A 16,187-nucleotide genomic window follows, 5' to 3' on the forward strand; every position below is an offset into this window, starting at 1 on the left:
CCCCTTTGGGCGCAGTATTTCGGGGTTGCATTGGGGGACCGGCGGTCCCCGAGACGTCGTGCAGCGGCGTTCGGCTTGCCCGAACCCCAAGCGACTAGAAAAACCGGATCGGGCGAGATCCGATGCACAAGGCGAAGCGAACGACCGTCACCCGAAGGGCAGATCGGCGCGGCCCAGGGCGGGCATGATGGAAAGGTGGCGCCTGGCTCTGTAAGAGACGGGCCCCATCCTATTGCATCAGCACGCATCGGGACGTGGTGTTCTGGTGGAAGCCGCCTGTCGGCTGAAACTAGGGCGCGGTGGCCCGCCAGGCAGGGCGGGGCATGGGCCTAACCTCTACTGATGTGCAGCTTTTGCCAGCAACGCTTTGCGTGACCCGAAGACTTCTCGCAGGATCAACGCCAAATTTTCATTTGTTGCGCACAGATCGGCGTCTTCTGGGCCTTCATGCGCCTCCATCATTGGGCGAATTTCATCATCTTCGACCAACTGGATAAATCGTTGTTCATCGCCTGCAATATCATCAAAAGTGTCGCTGCCGGTGATGGAAATGGCGATCCGAACTGAAGTCCCAGCTAAGGCAACTTCTTCATCTGTGAGGTCATGGGCTTCGCCATACCAATCTGGGGAATAAGGAATATCGAGACAAACTTCGTCGGGGTGAGGGTGCAAATCGCTTCCGCCGGAAAACGTGCATTGAACATTTTTCCAGCTGGTCAATTCACTCTTTAGGAAGGTGTAAAAATCAACATCAAACCGTGCAACGCTGCCCTCGCGCTCGATGCAAAGCTCCATCTGCATATCGTGCTGTACCCAAAGATGAATCCAGAAATTGGTTTTGCCAATCTCTTCGTCTGGCGCTTCGGGGACAACGTAGCAGAAGTCATCCGGACCTGAACTATAAGCGTGAGCGGCTATGTCGGCGAAAAGGCTTTCGTAGAAGCCCTTTGAGACCGGCATGAAGCCGCGCCGCATCTGCGTAACAGTAGGCAGGCTGATGTATTGATGGGCCATGTGTTCACCGTCATCTTCAACGGCCAGATCATTGTAAGCCGCAGCCACAAGTGCCGCGAAGTCCTGCAATCGGGCCAGCTTGTTGTAGCTTTCAATGACAAGATCGTCGGGCATCGCCATCTTCCCGCTGATCCATTTTTTGATGGTATCGAGGCGGACACCGTAGAAAACAGACGCTTCTTTTTGGGAAAATCCAAACCGCGAAATGAGCGTCGACGCTTCGTTTGGCAGTTTGAACGGATAGTCGGGAATCGAGATTTCAGGCATGGTTGGTCCTTGAATTTAAGCGGCGCTTTGGATTTGAAACCAGACACGGCGGTTAAGACCACCGAGGGTAGACAGAGCATACAATGGTCAGTCGTTAGGGGCAACGGTCTCAGTTTGGATTAATTCAGCCACGATCAAGCCGACAATGCTGGCATAGGTCATAGCACCATCTGGCTGCTCGGATCGTGACAGCGATTTTGCAACGTCTTCTGGCCGCAGGCCGTGTTGCAAAAGAAGCGAGAACATCACGCAGGCGTCTTGAACCTGAAATTCAAGCTGCGACCCGGATTTGAAGCCCGCGGAGTAGAAGACTTCGCGGGGCCGCCCATTTTCCTTTGGATCATATCCGACCGACAGGTGTATATTATGACCGTCTTGCGTTGTGATTTTGCGAGTCTCGGTGAGCCGCCTTGATGGCAGGTTGTGACGTGGATCAGGCGTGTCTTTGTATTCCATCGGCTTGTCCTCTGAGATGACCTTCCCGGCTATCCGGCTGGAAAAACCCTTTGGGTTTTTGTCGCCGGGAAGGATCCTTTGGTGAGAGGGCCGACCGGAAACGTCCAATCCTTATTCCCGTTATCTGCGACCGAAAACGTCCAGCCGACTGACAAGCCCGTGGGGGCGGTGGTGGGCCGGAAGGCCCACCGAGGGCGTTAGCCCTCTTGCTTTTTCGCTGCGCGGCGGCGTTCATCCTGGCTCATGTTATCGAAGTCGTCAGCCGCAAGGGTCATGCCGTATTCGGTGCCACCGGAGCTGTTTTCCCAGCTTGTTTGGCGGAGCGTTCCGCGAACGTGGACCAAATCACCGGGTTGGGTGTTTTCTTTCACCCACTTGATGACGTTCTCGTTGAAGATAGTCACTTCGTTCCAGTAGGCGTTTGGCTGAAAGTCGCCGTTGTTGTCTTTGCGACCGTATTCGGCGGCAACTGTGACCCGAAGGGTGTTGCCAACGTCTTTGGTCTTACCTACGCGGCCCATGATCTGAAATTCTGCAAAGGTTCTCATTGTGGTGTCTCCTTGGTGAGAGTGTTTCGATAAAAAACGGTCAAGCGTGTATTCGATGCGATCAAACCAAAAAGCGGAGGGTCCGAACGATATTATAATATTGTAAATTATTCTAATTCGGATGGAAACCGTTTTTTTGTTTGAAGGTAAAGGCGTAGCCGGAGCCGGTCGCTAAGAGAAAACTAAGTGAAGTTCCGTTTGAGAAACACGTCCAAGGGGACACTTGAGAACCGTCGCGTTCAGTTTTTGGAAGGGCCGGGTAAGACCGAGGATGTTGGTGACTGTGCAAGCGTGATCAACACAGAATACAGCAAAGACAGCAACGGTACTGGCAAACGCGGAACGTGATGGGGATCTTCGACACGGACGGAAATGGATGAAAACCCCCTCCCGATTGAGCCATGTTTGTGGCATGGTTTGGCAGAGGGATAACCTTGTTTGGCAAGATGGTATGATCATAGCTGACACAGACAACAGAAGCGGAACGCACCTCAGAGAAACAGCAACGTGGCTCTACAACTCGATGTGGGGCAACCGGCCGCTGCTCTCCTGTTGGGCATTACAGGCTGGAATGGCGTTGGCGCTCATTGCAGGGCAGGTGGACGCTGAAACGATCAATCTTGCGACGGTCTATGTCGTTGATGGAGACACAATCCGCATGGATGGCGATAGCTGGCGTCTCGTCGGCCTGGACACGCCAGAGACGTATGAACCGGGCTGCGACTACGAGCTGGCCTTAGGACAGGCCGCAACTGCGCGATTGCGCGGGTTGATGGCGTCCGGACGTGTCGTAGAGGTGATCCGATTGCCGGGGCGTGACCGCTTCGATCGGGGATTGGCGCGGCTCTTTATCGGGGGCGAAGATATCGCAGATATTTTGGTCCGCGAAGGGCTTGCACGGCCTTATGAGGGCGGCAGGCGCTTGGGATGGTGTGGGTAGTGATGCATGCGGGAAACGCAGAAAAGCGGCCCGGAAGGGCCGCTCTCGTGTCAGCCAAAGCCGACCAGTGAGTTTAGAACAACGATGACGCCCACGACGATAGCAAAGGTGAAACCTTGCACCGTCATGACCGATTGAAAAACGTCGGACTTCCTGACCATGTTGCTCTCGATGTGATCAAGACGCTTCATCAATGTGTCAAACTGTGTTTCGGTCATATTCTCGCTCATGATGAGTTCCTCGGTGATATAGGTGAAAAACCGTCAAAAAGCAATGAAATCACTGCCCCATGCGGTCGCAGGCATTTGGACACGCCACGTCAAGGACGGCCTGCAAGGCCGCGTGCGAGCTGGGCCCTCTTTGGCGCGGCGAAGTCCTTTACGGGTGTGGGATAATGCAAAGACCGTGTGGGGTGGTGTAGTCTGGCCCTGTCCCGCGCAAGGCGCGGCCAGGTTAACAGCCAGACACGATCTGCATTGTTCGTGCTTGGTGCAACAAGTGGGTGGGGATGGAGCGCCGGGGGGCGCGACTTCTGCGTGAACAACGCAGGCCCGTGTCCACGGGGCATCGCCCTGAGGATGTCGGGCAAACAGTCACCCTTCGTATCGGGAACGACGCACAGTTACAGCTGCGAAAATCAAACCGACGCAGGCAAAGCCACCGATGATCATGGTTGCAAGCCAGAAATCATCCGGTCGGACGGTGCGCACCGGGAAATAGCTGAGGGCCAACCATGTCCAATCGACAGCGGCAGTGTAACCGTAGTCGCGGAAGGTCAGATATGCGGTTGCGCAGGTATATCCCAAAACACTGGCGACGGCGGTGACAATGATGGTTGCTGCGACAGCGTTACCTTTCATCAACTTCATCCCACCGCATAATTTCATCCAGATCTGCATCAACTGCCGCCCGGTATTCGCCATAAGGGTTGGCTGGGCCAAACCGAATGCCATGCTGCCAGAAATTTCCGTCGCGGCCAGAGAGCCAGGCTTGATGAATCTGGGATCGTGCAAACATGCGCCTGAACCATCTTGGCAAGGTGCGGCCTCCGTGGCCTTGGATGTAGACCCATAACAGGAAGCGCCCATAGATCGTGGTGGGGTTATCTATCACTGGTCTCGATCTCAGGGGACGCCAGCTGAACCAGTGCAGCCTTCATGAAGCGGTCATATTCAACACTCATGTTTGGTCCTCCAAAAATACCTTCGTAAGCCCGCGTGCGGTCTTGATGTGGGGGTGTTTGGTGCCGTTGCTGAGATAGTTTTCAAGCCGCGCCCGTAACTCGCTGTTTTCAGGCTGTATCATCATGTCACGATTAACGTCTGCTCGTCGCAATCGCATTTTCCACTCGGCGTCTTTCGCTGGATCGTATGGATCAGCGTCAAACGCTTTCTCAATGACTGCATCTGCCGTGGCGCGGACGTACTCTTGGTCAACCAACCCGTCGCTATCAAAGCGCCAAAGTGATCCGTTCTGCCACGCAATATCCCCGTTATCGTAAATGAGGGCAGTCACCGCCTGCATGATCTTGCCTGACAGTTCGGCATAACCGACCTCGCCCCTATAGATCGCCATAGAGCTGGATAGTGGCATTTTGTAGGTCATTTCCGACTCTGGATCACGTAGAAAAAATGCACTCTTTGTCATTACGCCATATCCGTTTTTGCAAAATCATCGCCCTTGTAGAGCAACGGACTGTTGAACGCTTTTGCGCAGGCGTAGGCAAAGCAATCGCCAAAATTCAGATCAGCTTCATGGCCGACAAACTTGCCGTAGCAGGCTGCGACCGCCAAGGCTTTGTCGCCGATGGTGCCTGTGATCGTGATTTCGTTTGCATTGATGCTATGGAAAAAGGTTTCGACAACAGTGCCAGCCGCTTCAAACTGTTCTGGTGTCGGACGCACCTTTCCACTTCGGGAACGGGCCACCGCAGCAACGGCCTCAAACTTGACCAACGGCGATACATCAAATTTGCCGTTGTGGGCCTCCATGCGCTTTACGATTTCCTCAAAGCCAGCTTCACGATTGATGATCGCAACGACTACGGACGCATCAACAAACATTACTGGTCGCTCCAAATATCGTCAGCAAAAGCCTTCTGGTCGAAGTCGGGATCAACGGGACCGATTTCGTCAGCTTTGGCTTGCACGGCGGCAATCTTCTCCATCAAGGGAACCTTGCGCTGGATGGAAGCCAAACCTTCAAGCAGGGCTTTGCGCACGGCTGCGGTCTTAGAATCTGCGCCAGACAATTTCTGATACTTGATAGCCAAGTCGTCCACGCTGTCGTCTTTGATGTAGAGGGGCATGATAGGTATATCCTTTCTTTGGCATGAGTATATCCCACATAGGATATTCTGGCAATACTAAAAGGATATACCGAAAAACGGCCCCGCTGCAAAATAGTAACTGCAAACGGGGCCAGGTGCATCCTCACCACAAGGAAACTGTCTATCCACTCCAACGCCGCCCCTCTGGACCAACATCAATGTGGGTAAAATCGGCGTAGCGGCCTAGGCCATGAACCCCATAGGACTCGGCGTAGCCAACAACGAGGGCAGGGCTGACGCCAACCATGTTGAAGTCACATGCTCGGCCTTGGACGTGTTGCGAATTGCGGGCTGCGCCTTCGATGGTTGCGTTGCGGCTGGCAGTGCGGAACCCTGAATTGACCAGTATCAGTTTGGGTTCTGCAAAATCGAGCGACATACGCGTTTGGATCAACGTCAGATCGCCAAACAACAGTGGGTCAATCTGGCGGTGCGCACCGCCTGCACGCCAGTCGCGCCACAGCCAATTCAGCTGTTGAAGGTTACTGTTGTCATATCGCTGGCCGGTGCGGAAACGCACGGCCAGCCTGTCCCCATTGGTGTTCGCAACCAAGATACGATCATAGCCAATTTCTGCCCAAGGGGTATCTTGAGCAATACAAATAGCCGGTGCCGCAAGCAGCATGGATGCCATCACGGCTGACTTTATGAACTCTCTTTTCGATTGCATTGCTATGTCCATTTCCCAAACGGTGGGGATCATCGTATGTGTAAACGCAATAAAACAATATTACAATATCGTCACTGCATTGCCATATTGCCGATACACAAGAGAGCCGTGAGTTAACGAGTGTCTTGGTTTCTCAAGGGGGAGGGGGGCAGGGCGCTTGTGCGCCCCGCTCCGTGCTTCAAACCATGCCTTCGGGCAACCATGCTGCGATGCGGGCTTCTTGGGTCTCTGTGACGCCAAGGGCCTTGCGTGTTGCTTCGTCGCCAAATAGCTTTTCCAGCTTCGCGGCCTTCTCGCCCTTTTTCAGGCCCGCGAATGTTTTGGCGGCATCGTGGCTGTCCGTTAGGTCCAACAATTCGTTCCACAATGCGATCATGTAAGGGCCACCAACACGGCTAAAGAAGTTCTCTGCGGTCGGCGTGAAGTGTTCTCGCGTGACCTTCTTCGTTTTCTCGTCAATCAACTCGCCAAGATCGGCATGTGAAATTGAAAGCTGGCCGATCAGGGTCCGCACAAGCATATCCATGCACTTCTTATGGCCGCGCTTGCGGAATGCGGTGAAGTCCTCGGCTTTGCTGCCCTTGCTCTCAACCGGTTCGGGCAACGTCAGCCGCTTGTCCCGCGTGTAACCTGTCTCACACTCTGGCACGTTCGCCAGATAGGGCAGGGACACATCATAAGCATGGATGCGCTGCCATCCCTTCGATTGGGTCAACTGGAAAGCCAATAGATCAAGCGCAAGGGTCGGGTCGTCCAGTAGCGCGTTCTGACGTGCACCAATGACGATCCGGTCAAGGTCTTCCTGCAACTTCGCAGAAATGGGTGACTTCTTCGGTGTCTCTTTATGCGCCGATTTCTTCAAGACGCCCGCTGCGATAGCTGCCTCTTGATCTTCTTGCCGCACAAGCCCTTCAATCACCTCTACATCTCCGCTGTGGTCAACGTAGATCACAACGCCTGCATGGGCATGCTGCTCTGCTGTGAAGCCCCCATCGGCCTTTGCCTGCAGTTCCAGAAATTCAGCCGTTCCAGCTTCATCGCAAGCGTCACCGTTTACCAGTTCGCCCAACTCGTCGTAGCGGTCACTTTCTTCCTCGGTCAAAACACCTTCGACCTTGTAGACCCGCGCCATCTTCATACGATTGATCGTATCGCTATAGACATAATCGTCCGTGATACCCTCGCCCCAAGTCCATCCGTTGTCTGTCGCGATCTGCGCGGCGGTGCTGGCAAGTTTCGCCTCAAAGCACTCCTGCAAAATCGCGGGATCGTCAAAGATCGTTTCATCTTCAAACAGGTCGCCGCCGACACGGCCACCTGCGGCTTTGTAGTCCTCAACGCCAACAAAAACAGCGCGACGGTCACTGCCTTTGACGTGATCAGGCTTCAAGCCTTCCTTGATCTGATAATCGGACATTGCGCCCCAACCCTTCGTGCCGTTCGCTTTCACGCGCTCCAGCACTTCAAGGGTCAGCTTTTCGTCATTGCTAATCGTGAACGCCTTGGCTTGGGACATGCTGATTTCGCTGGCCTTCAACGCATCCAAAACATCCGTGTGCAACCCTGCCATTGCCAAGCGGCGATAGACCTTCTTTTCGGTCACGCCATATGCCACGGCGATCTGTCCTGCGGTCAAACCTGTCTTCTCCAATGCGCCGTAGTCGCGGATTTCATCGGCAGGGTGAAGGTCTTGGCGTTGTGCGTTCTCACTGGTCGCCCAGAGTTTTGCGGTATCTTCATCGGCTGCAATCTGAACCTGCACGTTCTGAAAGCGCGGATCGTCCTGCAACAAAGCAAGGGCGCGGTAACGCCGCCCGCCAGCAACAACACCAACGCCATCGGTACCGTCATGGCGGAACCCTGCAAGGTTATGGATCAGGCCAGCGATTTTGATGTTCTCGGCCAGCGATGCGATTTCACCTTCGGAAACCACTGTGCGCGGGTTCAAAGGAGAAACATAAAGATCAGCAAACGCTACGGTTTCGGTGATCTGCGGGATTGTTCTTTGGTCAGTCATTTTTCTATCCTTGATATGGTGATGGGTTTGGGGGGAACGCCCTTCGTCGGGCGCTCTTGATTTTCAGTAGTCAGAGGGAAAAAGAACCGTCATGACCCGCTTGGTTTGCTCCAAGTCGGTTGGGTCTTCGGCTCCATATTCAAGGTTCAAATCGTAAAGGTCGATCTTGAACCAAATGGTCTTGGTCTCGCCGCCTACGGTGATTTCCACCGCACCAAAACTGTGATCCCCATAAGGGTCGTTATCTTCGGTAAAGTCGGAAAACTGCTGGATTGCCTGCATCAGTCGTACCATCCAAGCAGGGCTCAATGCTGCCACTGCTCGCGTCATGACGATCTGGCCGGGGATCGTAAAATCCGCCCCCCATGTATTGCGAAAACGGTCATTGTGTTCCGCGATCAGCTTGGCCTTTTCCGCCGCCTCAAAGTCTTCTTCGGGAATTGAAAGCGCATTGTTCATATCGTGTTCCTTTGTGGTGTGGTCCGTTCTGGTGTTTCCCAAAATCGGACAAGGGTTCTGGAAGGACCGCGAAGCGGTGCCTCTCCTGAAACCTTGGCCCTCGCCGAGAGCAGGGGGGAACCGATGCAATGCTGAAATCCAGCCCAAAGGGGAGGGGGATCACCCGGCAACGCAGCCCTTAGGGACCGTTGGTGGGGACACCCCTTTGGGCGCAGTATTTCGGGGTTGCATTGGGGGACCGGCGGTCCCCGAGACGTCGTGCAGCGGCGTTCGGCTTGCCCGAACCCCAAGCGACCAACAAAGACTCAGGGCCACCGGCCCGTCGCGAAAGCGTAGCATTGCTGTTTCGATCCGCCCTGAGGGTCGAATCCGGCTGGGGGCGGAATCATATAATAAGAGGCGGTAAGCCCCGCCCCAATTGAACTATGCCCAACAAGCAACGTGTAAGTGGTTGAATTTTTGAGCCGTTCTTGTCCATTTTAGACATTTGTTCTGTAGGGACGGGCGATGGTGAGCTGACCTTCGCTGCACAGCGCATGTACTGGTAAGTTCCGGGAGAAGTTATCGTTCGTAGCATTGCTGGCAATGGCGGCTGCCAGCACTAAAATGGACATTCGTTCTGCACCCGCATCGGATCGCCTCACCTGCAGGCCGGGCGGATTCCGGACCTTAGCTGCGGATGCATCCAGAGGCTTTCATCTATAGAAAGCTGCCTTTCAATCCTTGCCGTTTCGAACTCACAGGGACCTAAGTTGTCCAGCGCCAGGCTGACCTTCGCTGCAAGCTTGCTCAATAACTCGTGCAATAGAGAACTTCTATCGTATGGATGATTTAGGTGCGAACCACACATTCTGCAAACAGTGCGTTCGTCCCAAATCTAAGTCAAAATATGATTTTTCGGGGACAGGGCGGCAGGCGGCGTACGGTCCAGCGCTTCGCAGACCGAGATTTCAATCACCCGGCACATCGTATCCAAGGGCAGCCCGTTCTCAACATTGCGGAATGGCAGCTCCAGCTCGTTGGTCACTGCTTGAAGACCAAAAAAAACATAGGCGACGATGGCCGTGAAAATTGGGGCAAACCAGCTTGTGGCTTCGATCAATGCGAACGGCAGGAGCCAGCAATAAAGATAGGTGGTTCGGCGCACCAGCAATGAATAAACGAAGGGCAGCGGCGTTGTCACAATGCGCTCACATCCCGCTTGTGCCAGCGCCAAGGACGACAAGGTGTGCGAGATGGTCATTTGGCCAAAGCCGCTGACCGCCTCTTTTTCAACCAGGGTGCCAATCTGTTCGGCCATCGCCCGCAACGCTGCATCGGCGGGATTTTTCCGTGCAATCATCGCGTCGGCTTTATCTTCGCCGACCCAGCCCGCAATATCCGCCCTCACATCCACGCCCCGCAGGAAACCCCGGTGCAGATGGGCAAAGGCGACGGCGCAGGACAAGAACCCCGCGCGGTCTTCGCCCTTGCCGACGAAAACGCACATATGCCGCCCCAGATTGCGCACGTCGGCGATCATCGAGCCCCAAAGTTTGCGAGCCTCCCACCAGCGGTCATAGGCCGCGTTGTTGCGAAACCCCAGAAACAGCGACAACGCGACGCCAAATATCCCCATCGCACCAATTGAAATATGCGGCAGCGTCTGGATGTGTTGATCGACCAAAAGAACAATCACAGACAACAGCGCGACGCCGAAGATCCTGCCGATGATTTTTGGCACAATCGACCCTTGCATGACAAAGAATAGCTGCAGCGCAGTCGGGTGGTCTCTAACGATCATCTGATTTCTCTCTTCGAATGCAGGCTTATACAGGGCTATTTGTGCCTAACCCTTGGTCAAGATGGTCCAACAGCAAACGCACCTTGGGCGACAGGTGGCGGTTCTGAGGATAGATTGCCCATATGCCATCATCCGGCGCGCGATAGGGGTCAAGCACAGAGACCAGCCGCCCCGTCTCCAGATCGGCCTGAACGTAATAATCGGGCAGTTGAATGATACCGATGCTCTTGCGTGCCGCGTCGACCAGCGCCCAGCCGCTATTGCAACTGATATTCCCCTTAACTCGGATATGGCGGGTCTTACCGCGTTCTTGAAAACGCCAATAGCCCAGCGTGCCTTGCAGACAATTGTGTTTTTCCAGCTCTGACAGGGTATGCGGCACCCCATGCACTGCCAGATAATCGGGCGCGGCGCAGACGTAATGGGTACGCGACGCCAATCTTTTTGCCATCATGGTGCTGTCTTCCAATGCGCCGAGACGGATCGCGAGATCATAGCTCTCCGCGACCAGATCGAGCATCTTGTTGGTCAGGGTCAAGTTGACCTCAAGCTCGGGATAGCGGCTGACAAAATCGTTGACCAGCGGCGCGATGTGGTTTTCGCCGTAGGTCACCGGGGCGGTCAGGTTCAGCTTTCCTTTGGGCGTTTGATGCAGGTCCGAGATGGCGCGCTCGGCCTCTTCCAGCCCGTCAAGAACCTGTCGGCAGTGATTGTAATAGATCTGCCCCGCGTCGGTGATCGTGACCTTTCGGGTGGTGCGATAAAAGAGTTTAACTGCCAGTCGTAGCTCCAGCGCGCCAATCTGACGGCTGACCTGCGCTGTCGAGATCCCCAATCGGGTGGCGGCGGCGGTAAAGCTTGCCGTTTCCGCGACCGCGACAAACTCGGACACGCCTTCCCAAGCGAACATTCACGCCTCCATTCTCCATAATCTTGCCCGCCATTGTTACGCTGTCGTAATAGAGAATTGCAAATATTTATGATTGTCGCAGCGGGCAAATAGTATATGTTGCCTTTATCACCGCTGGACGTGCGGGTTCACACCAATTCAAAGCAAAGCGAGTTGCCATGACAGAAATGATCAAATCCAAAGCCGCAGTCGCATGGGCTGCTAACCAGCCGCTCTCGATTGAAGAGATCGACGTGATGCCCCCGCAAAAAGGCGAAGTGCGCGTGCGCATCATCGCGTCCGGCGTTTGCCACACGGATGCGTTTACTCTGTCGGGTGATGATCCCGAGGGACTGTTTCCGGTTGTCCTCGGCCATGAAGGCGGCGGCATTGTGGAATCCATTGGCGAGGGTGTCACCAGCGTTGCCGTGGGCGACCATGTGATCCCGCTTTACACGCCGGAATGTGGTGAGTGTAAGTTCTGCAAATCCGGCAAAACCAACCTGTGCCAAAAGATCCGCGAAACCCAAGGTAAGGGCCTGATGCCCGACGGCACCACACGGTTCTTCAAGGACGGCCAGCCGATTCTGCACTACATGGGCTGCTCGACGTTTTCTGAGTACACTGTGCTGCCCGAGATTTCCTTGGCCAAAGTGAACCCAGAAGCCCCGTTGGAAGAAGTCTGCCTGCTGGGGTGCGGCGTCACCACCGGCATGGGAGCGGTGATGAACACCGCCAAGGTCGAAGAAGGTGCGACTGTCGCGATCTTCGGCATGGGCGGGATCGGCCTGTCTGCCGTGATTGGTGCCACGATGGCCAAGGCCAGCCGGATTATCGTGATTGACATCAACGAGAGCAAATTTGAACTGGCCCGCAAACTGGGCGCGACAGATTTCGTCAACCCAAAGGACCATGATCGGCCCATTCAGGACGTGATCGTCGAGATGACGGATGGCGGCGTTGATTATTCGTTCGAATGTATCGGCAACGTCAATGTCATGCGCTCGGCGCTTGAATGTTGCCACAAGGGCTGGGGTGAATCCGTGGTCATCGGCGTGGCCGGCGCGGGGCAGGAAATCTCCACCCGTCCGTTCCAGCTGGTGACGGGTCGCGTCTGGCGCGGCTCTGCTTTCGGCGGTGTTAAAGGTCGGTCCGAGTTGCCTGACTACGTCGAGCGTTACCTGAAGGGTGAATTCAAGCTGAATGACTTTATCACCCACACCATGGGGCTTGAGGACATCAACAAAGCCTTCGAGCTGATGCATGCAGGCGAAAGCATTCGCACTGTGATCCACTTCGACAAGTAAGCGAAACCGGTGGAACGGCTGCGTAGACCTGCGCGCCGTTCCACCGGCTCTGGCCGGGGCACTGCCGCTGCGCAAGCGCCTGCGCCGGTATTGCAAGTGTCCAAGCCTTGAACGCGCCATTGACCCTTTCTTTGGCTATATGTGCTCAGTTTGATTCTATTTGTCGACCCCCTCATCGGTATGCCGCTGCACCTGCTGTGCAGACGCGGCTCCTAAAACCATTCTGGAATGAAAAACATGAACCAAGCATTCACCAAAATGAACGATACCTTTGAAAGTGGGCGCGAAGCGGCAAATCAAAACCTATCTGCTAACCAGGTGGTCAAACGGCCCCGCGTGGTCATTATTGGCGGCGGCTTCGGTGGCCTTGCTGCGGCCAAAGCTTTGGAAAAAACCGAAGCTGATGTGTTTTTGATCGACCGCAGCAATCACCATCTGTTTCAACCCCTGCTCTATCAGGTGGCGACTGCAGCACTTTCTCCGGCCGATATTGCTTCGGCGACCCGCGTAATGTTCTCCAAAACTTCCAACGTCTCAGTAGTGATGGATGAGGTCACCGGAATCGATGCAGCACAGCGCCAAGTCACAGCTCGGAACAGTGGTAGTATTCACTATGATTTCCTGATTCTGGCCACGGGTGCCGAATACAGCTTTTTCGGAAATGACGCCTGGGCGGCCCATGCGCCGGTGCTAAAATCTATCGATGATGCATTGCATATCCGTGCGCGATTGCTCGCAGCGTTCGAAGTAGCCGAGCGCTGTGATGATCCTGAAGAGATCCGCCGCCTCTTAACTTTCGCCCTGGTCGGCGGTGGCCCGACTGGAATCGAGATGGCCGGTGCGATTGCCGAATTGGCACGCACCGCACTCTCCGGCAATTTCCGCCGGATCAGCGAGGAGGACGTCCGCATCCTGCTGGTAGAGGCTGGTTCAACCCTGCTCGGTGCTTGCCGCAACAGCCAGTCACAGGTGGCACTGGAAGCCCTCCGAGAACTTGGCGTTGAAGTGCTGCTTGGCAAGGCGGTTGAACATATCGATGCGCATGGACTGGTTGTAGACGGTTCACCTATTGCCAGCGCCAATGTCATCTGGTGTGCTGGCACCCAAGCACGTCCGGCTGGGGCGTGGATAGGCGCGGCAACAGCTCGCAACAAAGCGATCATCGTAGGTCCAGATTGCGCAATTGCCAATCACCCCGAGATCTTCGCAATCGGTGATCTGGCCAGCTATACTGGCTCTGATGGTAACACCCTGCCGGGTCTCGCCCCCGTCGCCAAACAGCAGGGCCGATATGTCGCAAAGGTGATTGCCGCGCGGATCAAGCGGCGGAGCGCGCCACGCGCTTTCCGTTACCGTAACTGGGGCACCATGGCAGTAATTGGCCGCGCCAAGGCGGTGGCCGACTTCGGCTGGATTCGTCTAAACGGTTTTCCGGCATGGCTTGCTTGGTCGCTCGTGCACCTTATGCTGCTAATTGATTTCCGCAGCCGTGGCGCGGTCTATCTCAACTGGACTTGGGCCTGGGTCACCCGCGGCCGAGCGGCGCGGATCCTGACTTCACCTGACGCCACACAATCTACGCATAAGCTTAGCACTCCCGTGAGTATGTAGCAGATCCCAATTGGCCCGGTGCCACTAAAGCGCGATCCGGGCCTTCAATACTTCGCAAAGGCACTCTCGGCCACTGCGGATCGACTTCAATATTCGAAAGAAAGAAACGATATGTCACTTGAAATCACAAGCGCTAACAAGGGCTTTGGGGGCTGGACCAAGCACTATATCCATCAATCATCCACGCTAAGCTGCGACATGCGGTTCGCAATTTACCTCCCACCGCAGACCGCCAATGGGCAGAAAGTGCCGGTACTTTATTGGCTCTCCGGGTTAACCTGTACCGACGAGAACTTCATGCAGAAAGCCGCGGCACAGCGGATGGCTGCAGAACTTGGGATCGCGATTGTCGCCCCCGACACCAGCCCGCGCGGCGCGGATGTCGCAGATGATGAGGGCTATGACCTTGGTCAGGGTGCGGGGTTCTACGTTAACGCGACGCAGGCACCTTGGAACCGCCACTATCGGATGTATGACTATGTGCTGAATGAACTGCCGGATCTGATTCAAGAGACCTTTCCAGTTACCGCTGAACGCTCGATCTCCGGCCATTCCATGGGCGGACATGGCGCGCTGGTGCTGGCGCTACGCAATCCAGAGCGGTTCAGATCCGTCTCGGCGTTTAGCCCGATCGGCAACCCGGTCAACGCGCCTTGGGGGCAGAAAGCCTTTACCGCATATTTGGGCAAGGATCAGAGCTCTTGGTCGGATTATGACGCCAGCATCTTGATGCGAAAAGCACAAGGCGCGGTTCCAGCGCTGGTGGATCAGGGCGAGGCGGACAAGTTTCTTGTTGAGCAACTCCAGCCCGAAACGCTGGAAACTGCGTCAAAGACCAGCGGCTATCCTTTAACGCTGAACAGGCGAGAGGGCTACGATCACAGCTATTACTTCATTGCGAGCTTTATCGAAGACCACCTGCGCTTCCACGCAAAGCATTTGAGCACGTAAATCGGGGCAGTATTTCTATCAACTTCGGTAGCACGGACCCTTAGCAACTGAGAGGATAAAAACATGAACAATATTACGCTGATTGGGCTTTCACTTGCATCGGTTGTGTTTCTCAGCTTGGTTCACGTGCTCGCAGATATGCTGCGGTGGAAGCGTGATCTGCCGCAGAAATACTGGCTGTCGTTTGCTGACGGCATCTCCATCAGCTACGTCTTTTTAGGTCTGTTGCCAAAAATTGTTGATGGGACCGCTGCTTTTCCAGAAACGTTGGGCTACGCCACGGACATCCTTAAGCATAGCCCATTTCTGCCGCTGCTGATTGGCCTCGTCGCGTTTTATGGAATGGAGCGCCTGGTCGAAAGGCCAATTGAAGCAATTGGCACTCACACCGAACAGCAAACGACCGGCCTTAGGGTCTGGATTCACCTTGCGTCTTACGCCTTTTACAAGGCCGTCATCGGCTACCTGATTGTGCAAATGAACAATCCGGTCTCGCTCGTGATTTTTGTACTCTCAATGGCGGTTCATTTTCTGGTCGTAGACTATCGAATGATGGCGATCCACAAGGGGGTCTATCAGCGGATCGGTAGATGGGCTCTTACAGTCGCGATTCTTGTGGGCTGGGTTGTTGGGGCCACTACCGTCATTTCGCCGGTTTTGGTCACGCTGCTACTGTCGTTTCTCGCCGGCGGTATTGTTCTGGTAGTGCTGGAAGAGGAGTTTTCGAGAGAACATCCTTCTTCGTTTTTGGCGTTTGCCGCAGCGGTCATCGTTTACGCGGTGGTTCAGATTTCAATCTGACCCACCCTCAAGAATTCACGTCGAGAGAGTTTCAACCTCTCGAGAATTTGTAGCTGAGATTCAGGGCTACAGAGTGTGGATAATTTCAAACTGCATCTGCCACCGACAGACGCCATCACGACGGTTTCTGTTGCAATCTGTGTTC

Annotated in this window: 18 protein-coding genes; 5 read left to right on the forward strand and 13 right to left on the reverse strand. The window is 54.9% G+C overall.

Going from position 1 to position 16,187, the window contains the following annotated elements; translation table 11 throughout:
- Positions 1-336 precede the first annotated feature (336 nt).
- The 3 genes from BMZ91_RS16975 to BMZ91_RS16985 all read right to left on the reverse strand — a co-directional run bounded on the left by BMZ91_RS16975 (position 337) and on the right by BMZ91_RS16985 (position 2,285).
- Entirely contained in the window at positions 337-1,281 is a 945-nt protein-coding gene (locus tag BMZ91_RS16975; protein ID WP_092841433.1) for a hypothetical protein, read from the reverse strand.
- Positions 1,282-1,368: 87 nt separating this feature from the next.
- On the reverse strand, positions 1,369-1,737 hold the full coding sequence (locus BMZ91_RS16980) for a TSCPD domain-containing protein (protein ID WP_092841435.1): 369 nt from the start codon (positions 1,735-1,737) through the stop codon (positions 1,369-1,371).
- A 197-nt stretch (positions 1,738-1,934) separates the two neighbouring features.
- The gene (locus tag BMZ91_RS16985) at positions 1,935-2,285 is read right to left on the reverse strand and encodes a single-stranded DNA-binding protein (RefSeq protein WP_092841437.1); all 351 of its coding nucleotides are present in this window, start codon (positions 2,283-2,285) and stop codon (positions 1,935-1,937) included.
- 376 nt (positions 2,286-2,661) lie between these two features.
- On the opposite strand from BMZ91_RS16985, the gene BMZ91_RS16990 reads away from it, so the two are divergent.
- Positions 2,662-3,225, forward strand: coding sequence for a thermonuclease family protein (locus tag BMZ91_RS16990; protein ID WP_092841439.1), 564 nt, complete (start codon positions 2,662-2,664; stop codon positions 3,223-3,225).
- A gap of 50 nt (positions 3,226-3,275) precedes the next feature.
- On the opposite strand, the gene BMZ91_RS16995 is transcribed toward BMZ91_RS16990, so the two are convergent.
- The 10 genes from BMZ91_RS16995 to BMZ91_RS17040 form a co-directional block, all read right to left on the reverse strand.
- On the reverse strand, positions 3,276-3,455 hold the full coding sequence (locus BMZ91_RS16995) for a hypothetical protein (RefSeq protein WP_092841441.1): 180 nt from the start codon (positions 3,453-3,455) through the stop codon (positions 3,276-3,278).
- A 363-nt stretch (positions 3,456-3,818) separates the two neighbouring features.
- Positions 3,819-4,238, reverse strand: a complete 420-nt coding sequence (locus BMZ91_RS17000) for a hypothetical protein (protein WP_143076372.1) — start codon at positions 4,236-4,238, stop codon at positions 3,819-3,821.
- A gap of 166 nt (positions 4,239-4,404) precedes the next feature.
- The gene (locus BMZ91_RS17005) at positions 4,405-4,872 is read right to left on the reverse strand and encodes a hypothetical protein (protein WP_092841445.1); all 468 of its coding nucleotides are present in this window, start codon (positions 4,870-4,872) and stop codon (positions 4,405-4,407) included.
- A complete protein-coding gene (locus BMZ91_RS17010; RefSeq protein ID WP_092841447.1) occupies positions 4,872-5,288 on the reverse strand; it encodes a type II toxin-antitoxin system VapC family toxin in 417 nt (138 codons plus the stop codon). The genes BMZ91_RS17005 and BMZ91_RS17010 overlap by 1 nt, the downstream gene beginning before the upstream one ends.
- Positions 5,288-5,533 (reverse strand): type II toxin-antitoxin system VapB family antitoxin, encoded by a 246-nt coding sequence (locus tag BMZ91_RS17015; protein ID WP_092841449.1) that lies wholly within the window; start codon positions 5,531-5,533, stop codon positions 5,288-5,290. Before BMZ91_RS17015 ends, BMZ91_RS17010 begins: the two co-directional genes overlap by 1 nt.
- 142 nt (positions 5,534-5,675) lie before the next feature.
- Entirely contained in the window at positions 5,676-6,224 is a 549-nt protein-coding gene (locus tag BMZ91_RS17020; RefSeq protein ID WP_177193903.1) for a YcbK family protein, read from the reverse strand.
- Between the two features lie 178 nt (positions 6,225-6,402).
- Positions 6,403-8,241 (reverse strand): ParB/RepB/Spo0J family partition protein, encoded by a 1,839-nt coding sequence (locus tag BMZ91_RS17025; RefSeq protein WP_092841453.1) that lies wholly within the window; start codon positions 8,239-8,241, stop codon positions 6,403-6,405.
- A 63-nt stretch (positions 8,242-8,304) separates the two neighbouring features.
- Positions 8,305-8,700 (reverse strand): DUF3768 domain-containing protein, encoded by a 396-nt coding sequence (locus BMZ91_RS17030; protein WP_092841531.1) that lies wholly within the window; start codon positions 8,698-8,700, stop codon positions 8,305-8,307.
- 877 nt (positions 8,701-9,577) lie between these two features.
- A complete protein-coding gene (locus tag BMZ91_RS17035) occupies positions 9,578-10,483 on the reverse strand; it encodes a bestrophin family protein (RefSeq protein ID WP_045685327.1) in 906 nt (301 codons plus the stop codon).
- A 25-nt stretch (positions 10,484-10,508) separates the two neighbouring features.
- Positions 10,509-11,393 carry a LysR substrate-binding domain-containing protein gene (locus BMZ91_RS17040; protein ID WP_045685328.1) on the reverse strand — a complete coding sequence of 295 codons (885 nt, stop codon included), beginning with the start codon at positions 11,391-11,393 and terminating at the stop codon, positions 10,509-10,511.
- 170 nt (positions 11,394-11,563) lie between these two features.
- Here BMZ91_RS17040 and BMZ91_RS17045 point away from each other — a divergent pair, with 170 nt between their 5' ends.
- The 4 genes from BMZ91_RS17045 to BMZ91_RS17060 all read left to right on the forward strand — a co-directional run bounded on the left by BMZ91_RS17045 (position 11,564) and on the right by BMZ91_RS17060 (position 16,042).
- On the forward strand, positions 11,564-12,679 hold the full coding sequence (locus BMZ91_RS17045; protein ID WP_218145684.1) for an S-(hydroxymethyl)glutathione dehydrogenase/class III alcohol dehydrogenase: 1,116 nt from the start codon (positions 11,564-11,566) through the stop codon (positions 12,677-12,679).
- A gap of 237 nt (positions 12,680-12,916) precedes the next feature.
- Positions 12,917-14,290 carry an NAD(P)/FAD-dependent oxidoreductase gene (locus BMZ91_RS17050; protein ID WP_218145683.1) on the forward strand — a complete coding sequence of 458 codons (1,374 nt, stop codon included), beginning with the start codon at positions 12,917-12,919 and terminating at the stop codon, positions 14,288-14,290.
- A gap of 111 nt (positions 14,291-14,401) precedes the next feature.
- Positions 14,402-15,241: an S-formylglutathione hydrolase gene (gene fghA, locus BMZ91_RS17055; protein WP_045685332.1), complete on the forward strand. Its 840-nt coding sequence runs from the start codon at positions 14,402-14,404 to the stop codon at positions 15,239-15,241.
- Between the two features lie 63 nt (positions 15,242-15,304).
- The gene (locus BMZ91_RS17060) at positions 15,305-16,042 is read left to right on the forward strand and encodes a hypothetical protein (RefSeq protein ID WP_045685336.1); all 738 of its coding nucleotides are present in this window, start codon (positions 15,305-15,307) and stop codon (positions 16,040-16,042) included.
- Positions 16,043-16,187: the final 145 nt, after the last annotated feature.

The sequence above is a fragment of the Roseovarius lutimaris genome (assembly GCF_900115165.1).
In the GTDB taxonomy this organism is placed as follows: Bacteria; Pseudomonadota; Alphaproteobacteria; order Rhodobacterales; family Rhodobacteraceae; genus Roseovarius; species Roseovarius lutimaris.